The organism is Desmonostoc vinosum (assembly GCF_059505385.1).
The window spans coordinates 1-4,813 of record NZ_JCACKM010000232.1; the positions used below are offsets into that span (position 1 = coordinate 1).

Genomic DNA, 4,813 nt, shown 5'->3' on the forward strand with positions numbered 1-4,813 from the left:
CTTCGCTTAGAGCGACGCAGGAGCGTCGCGTCATTACGAATTACGAATTATTTAAACCAATGCCTTTGCTGGCGAATTCTTCTACAGTTTTTTGAGAGAATTCATGAGTGGCGATCGCCTGTAACATTATCAAAGGTAAGGTTAAATGATTTGCTCCAGCTTGTAAGGAGGCGGCTGCTTCTTGAGGAGATTTGATACTGGCTGCTAAAATTTCTACATCACTGCCTTTGAGAACGCTAGCCATATCTTGTACTAAAGCAATACCATCGCCCAATAACCGGGTAGCGCGGTTGACATAAGCTATGGCAATTTTAGCACCCGCCTCTTTAGCCACCACCGCCTGTGCTGCACTGTAAATCGCTGTTACCGAACAAGTAATTTCCGGTGCCAGACTCGCCACCACCTCAAACCCTACAGGTGTCGCGGGAATTTTCAACACAGTTTGCGAACCAATGATTTCAAAAGCCTTTCTACCTTCAGCCAACATCCCCGCTTTATCGGAGGACATAAGTTGGTAATATAAAGGCCCTTCAGTTAAAGCAACCAGTTTCTTGAGTGTATCTTCTGGTGGAGTGTCGCTTTGAGCTAAAAGTGTCGGATTTGTAGTAATACCCTTTATCCATCCCCAAAGCTTGGTAATTTCAGCTTCCGATGCGATCGCGGAGTCTAAATAAATTGCCATAATCTTTCTCTATGTTTTTTGAGTACATGAAGCACAAAGAAAAACATTATTCTGGTTCAATCAGAGGTTTTCCCTGTTAAGCGTTCCCTGTTTACTATTCCCTCTAAAATGTGCAACTTAGACTTTTTTATTTAACAAAATATCCTACACCGTTTTCTAGCCCTTGGCATAATATTGATTCAGGACTGCCATCTGGAGGGAGTTCAATATCAGGCTATTTTCCAAATCTCTATCCCGAAGATATTCCTAATTATATTCGACGTCATGAGCTTTTCTTTGATGGCAATAAGTGGAGATATAAAACATTTCAAAATAAAGTATTTACACCTAATGGCGAATACAACTTCATTGTACAGGGAGGCAATATATATATAGCAAGGCAAAAGTTTGGTTTAGGTGATCATATTGATATCACCAAAGGTAACAACGTTGACTTTGCAGGTCAAATTCGCTTTGGACACAATAAAAAAAATAAAGGTCAAATTAAATACTGGAATAATGCTTCTGGTCACTACAAACCATCAGTTAATGAAGCAGGTAATGCTGGTTTGCCATTAGACCTTTTCATCCCACATGAGTTTTCATAATCCCTTATGAATGATAATATTCAAAATTTAATACAAACCAGTACCTATAGAGCCTTGTCTTCTAATGAAGAAAAGGTAATTTTGGATTATCTAAAATCAATACCTGAAGTAGAAGCATATGAAATCATTAAGAGCATGGTTGAACAAAAAAGCCTAATTTCTCTTGTAATTGCCAAGAGAGTTTTAAATCAAAGAGATTATGTCACAAAATTGTTCAAGTATGGAAGTGTAAATTCTAATGCTCAATCTATTAAATTATGGCTAGATTTTGCTATTCCTAAGCTGGGATTTAAGTCAGTAGCAAAATTGATTGAAGATTTGAATAATGATCAAAACAGATTAATAGAAAAAGCTGTGTATTGGTTTCCTTTGTTTATCTCAAAGAATGAAAAAAGGTCGTGGAACTTACTGGAAAAGTTAAGACAAAAAGTAACTATACACCCCTAAACCCTGACTAAGAAGACGCGGAAAAGGGGAGACGCAAAGAGCGACCCTTCTCAAGATTTAAGCACCTGGTTGCAAGAAAGCGACTTTAGTCGTAGAGACAAAAAAATCTGTTCCTTGTTTGAATCTCCTAGCTTTATGGGGTCTCCCGCGTCCTCGTGTCCTCTTCAAACCCTGCCTGTAGGGCATTGACTCAGCATTACTCAGAGACAGTGCAAATGACATCGCTTTCAGGGATAATTCCTATAAAACAGCCTGCATGGAGAAACCAGGATGACATCTCCAGAGATAGTAACTTGGCTACAAGAACGCACCACTTTAGGAATTCTCTCACCTGCGGTGTTAGATGCGATCGCTGTAATCATAGAAGAAAAAGTTATACCAGCAAACACCACCTTAGTCAGTGAAGGCACTTCTCCAAAAGCACTTTATATTTTGCAACAGGGGCAACTGGAAAGCAGTACTACCAATCAAACTAATCCAGCTTTAGCATATGGGTTGCTCCCTGGTTCGGTGATTCATCTTCAGGAATTGCTGTTAGATGAATTGACTCTAGTCACAATTACTACAGTCACAGAATGCCATTTGTGGGTTGTGCCTGCTGATCAGTTTCGTTCGTTGGCTAGTCAATATCCAGAAATTACTCAAGCCTTCTCTCGTCAATTAGCTCAAGAATTGGCTCAAGTGACATCCGCCCTTGGTTATGAACAAGAACGTTCTGTAGCCCTGCGACCATATTTAGTCACTAAAGCCCAACGTGGTATCGTTGGTACTAGTCGCTACGCTGTACGTCTACGGGAGCAAATTAGACAAGCAGCTAGCGATCGCAAATCAGTGGATATTTTCGGTGAACCGGGCTTAGAAAAAGATAACATAGCTGCTTTAATTCACTTTGGTTCTTCACAACGGCGAGAACCGATGATTAAAGTCAATTGCGGGATTCTCCAAACCAGCGGTGCAGATTTATTTGGCCGTGATGGAGGCAAACCAGGACTGCTGGAATGGTTAGGTGAAGGGACTCTACTCCTGAATAATATTCAAGAATTGCCCTCAGAGTTATTACCTGCTGTGGCGCAGTTACTGAAAAAAGGCACGTATAACCCCGTGACTCGTCCTGGCGAACCAAACGCTGAACCTCGCCCTAGCAAAGCCCGCATCCTAATTGTTTCCGAAAAAACTCTACCTACTATTGAACGCTGTGTTGGTCATGTAATTAAAGTGCCACCACTACGGGTGCGAAAAGCTGATATTCAAGCACAAGTAGAATATTACACTAGTCTCTACGTCCGGGCGAGAGGTGTTTCTAAACCGCACATTACCCCAGAAGCTGTGCGTCGCTTACAGTCTTATGATTTTCCTGGCAATTTCAAAGAGTTGAAAAATCTTGTAGAACGGGCAATAGTCCAAGCCGGAGAAGCCAGTGAATTGACAGAAGAAATATTTTGGTCAGCCGAAATTAAGAAAAAGCAATTTCGGGTTAATCTGTTAAATATTTATCCCAGTTTGCGGCGATTTTTACGCAGTGATTGGTGGCCTGACCGCATAAATTATGGCTTTACTGTAAGCGCTTTTGCCTTGATCGTGACAATTTTGTTTGTGGGGCCGCAAACACGCGATCGCAATTTTGCTCTCAATTTATTTTGGGCTTTCTGGTGGCCTTTCTTTTTATTTTTATTTCCCTTTTTAGGGCGTGTGTGGTGTGCAGTTTGTCCCTTTATGATTTATGGGGAAATTACACAAAAGCTTTCTTTATGGTTATGGCCCAGACAACTCAAACGCTGGCCAAGAGAGCAAGCTGAGAAATGGGGCGGCTGGTTTTTGTTTGGGCTATTTACCCTAATTTTCCTTTGGGAAGAACTCTGGAATTTAGAAAATACCGCCTATCTTTCCGCTTGTTTGTTGTTATTAATTACCGCTGGGGCAATGATTTTCTCAGCAATTTTTGAGCGGCGATTTTGGTGTCGATATCTCTGTCCCATTGGTGGCATGAATGGTTTATTTGCCAAACTCTCAATGACAGAACTTCGCGCACAGCAAGGTATTTGTTCTGCCACTTGTACCACTTATCAATGCTACAAAGGAGGGCCACAAAAAGGTGAAGGCATGGAAACCAATGGTTGTCCTTTATATTCTCACCCTGCACAGCTAGAAGATAACAGAGACTGTGTACTGTGCATGACTTGTCTTAAAGCTTGTCCCCATCGTTCGGTTGAGTTTAACTTGCGCCCTCCTGGGATTGAACTGTGGACAACTCACGTACCTCATACCTATGAGGTCGCATTATTACTTTTATTATTGGGTGGAGTATATCTGCATCGTTTACCAGAGTTACAGTCTTGGTTAGGGTTCCAAGTCGATTTGACTCAATTTTGGCTGCACCTGGGATTATCGCTGCTGGTATTGATTATCCCTGCTGCTGTCACCTTCGCGGCTCATGGATTGCTCAAACTGTTTAATTTACGCTGTAAATCTCAACGATTTGTAGAACTCGCTTATGGTTATCTACCATTAGTTTTGGGAGGTAACTTAGCTCATTATCTGCGTTTAGGTTTGGGTGAAGGTGGGCGAATTTTGCCTGTAACTTTTGCTACTTTTGGTTTAAATGGGGAAGGATTGCCAATATTGTTTACTCATCCTGCCGTAATTGAGTTTTTACAAGGAGCAACTTTAATTTTCTCAGTGTTATTAACGATATTGTTAACACAAAAAATTGCTCGGCAACCGCTGCGATCGCTACTTTGGCAACACCTAGCTGCGATCAGCTTAGGGGCGAGTATGTGGGCGATTATTGTGTTGTAAAAACAATACAAAATTGTTTGACTTTTGCCTGGTTTGGTGCTATTAGTTTTGCTACTCTAATGTATTAAACCACACTTGTAGATCGGCGATCGCCTGAAAATCTAACAAAGCTTCGCCGAGATTTTCTAATTGTTCTAAGGAGAGAGTTTCAATTCGCTCTATTACTTCTTGGGGTAATTCTCCCACCCGCCGAGTAAGTTGACGCACAATCAGCAATTGCCCTTCTGTTTTTCGTCCTTCTTCCCGTCCTCGGAGTTCTCCTCGTTGTTCGCCTTCTTTGAGAATTTCTTGATAAATCACT

General features: G+C 41.4%; 5 protein-coding genes. 3 read left to right on the top strand and 2 right to left on the bottom strand.

What is annotated here, in order from left to right:
* Positions 1-40: 40 nt before the first annotated feature.
* Positions 41-682 carry a transaldolase family protein gene (locus AC5JMF_RS26690; protein ID WP_495798730.1) on the bottom strand — a complete coding sequence of 214 codons (642 nt, stop codon included), beginning with the start codon at positions 680-682 and terminating at the stop codon, positions 41-43.
* 110 nt (positions 683-792) lie between these two features.
* Here AC5JMF_RS26690 and AC5JMF_RS26695 point away from each other — a divergent pair, with 110 nt between their 5' ends.
* The 3 genes from AC5JMF_RS26695 to AC5JMF_RS26705 all read left to right on the top strand — a co-directional run bounded on the left by AC5JMF_RS26695 (position 793) and on the right by AC5JMF_RS26705 (position 4,512).
* Positions 793-1,269, top strand: coding sequence for a hypothetical protein (locus AC5JMF_RS26695; protein ID WP_495798731.1), 477 nt, complete (start codon positions 793-795; stop codon positions 1,267-1,269).
* A gap of 6 nt (positions 1,270-1,275) precedes the next feature.
* Positions 1,276-1,716 (top strand): hypothetical protein, encoded by a 441-nt coding sequence (locus AC5JMF_RS26700; RefSeq protein WP_495798732.1) that lies wholly within the window; start codon positions 1,276-1,278, stop codon positions 1,714-1,716.
* Positions 1,717-1,986: 270 nt separating this feature from the next.
* Complete coding sequence (locus tag AC5JMF_RS26705; RefSeq protein WP_495798733.1) at positions 1,987-4,512, top strand: cyclic nucleotide-binding domain-containing protein; 2,526 nt, start codon at positions 1,987-1,989, stop codon at positions 4,510-4,512.
* Between the two features lie 51 nt (positions 4,513-4,563).
* Here AC5JMF_RS26705 and AC5JMF_RS26710 read toward each other — a convergent pair.
* The coding region (locus tag AC5JMF_RS26710) for a DUF4351 domain-containing protein (RefSeq protein ID WP_495798734.1) at positions 4,564-4,813 on the bottom strand (250 nt) is incomplete at its 5' end.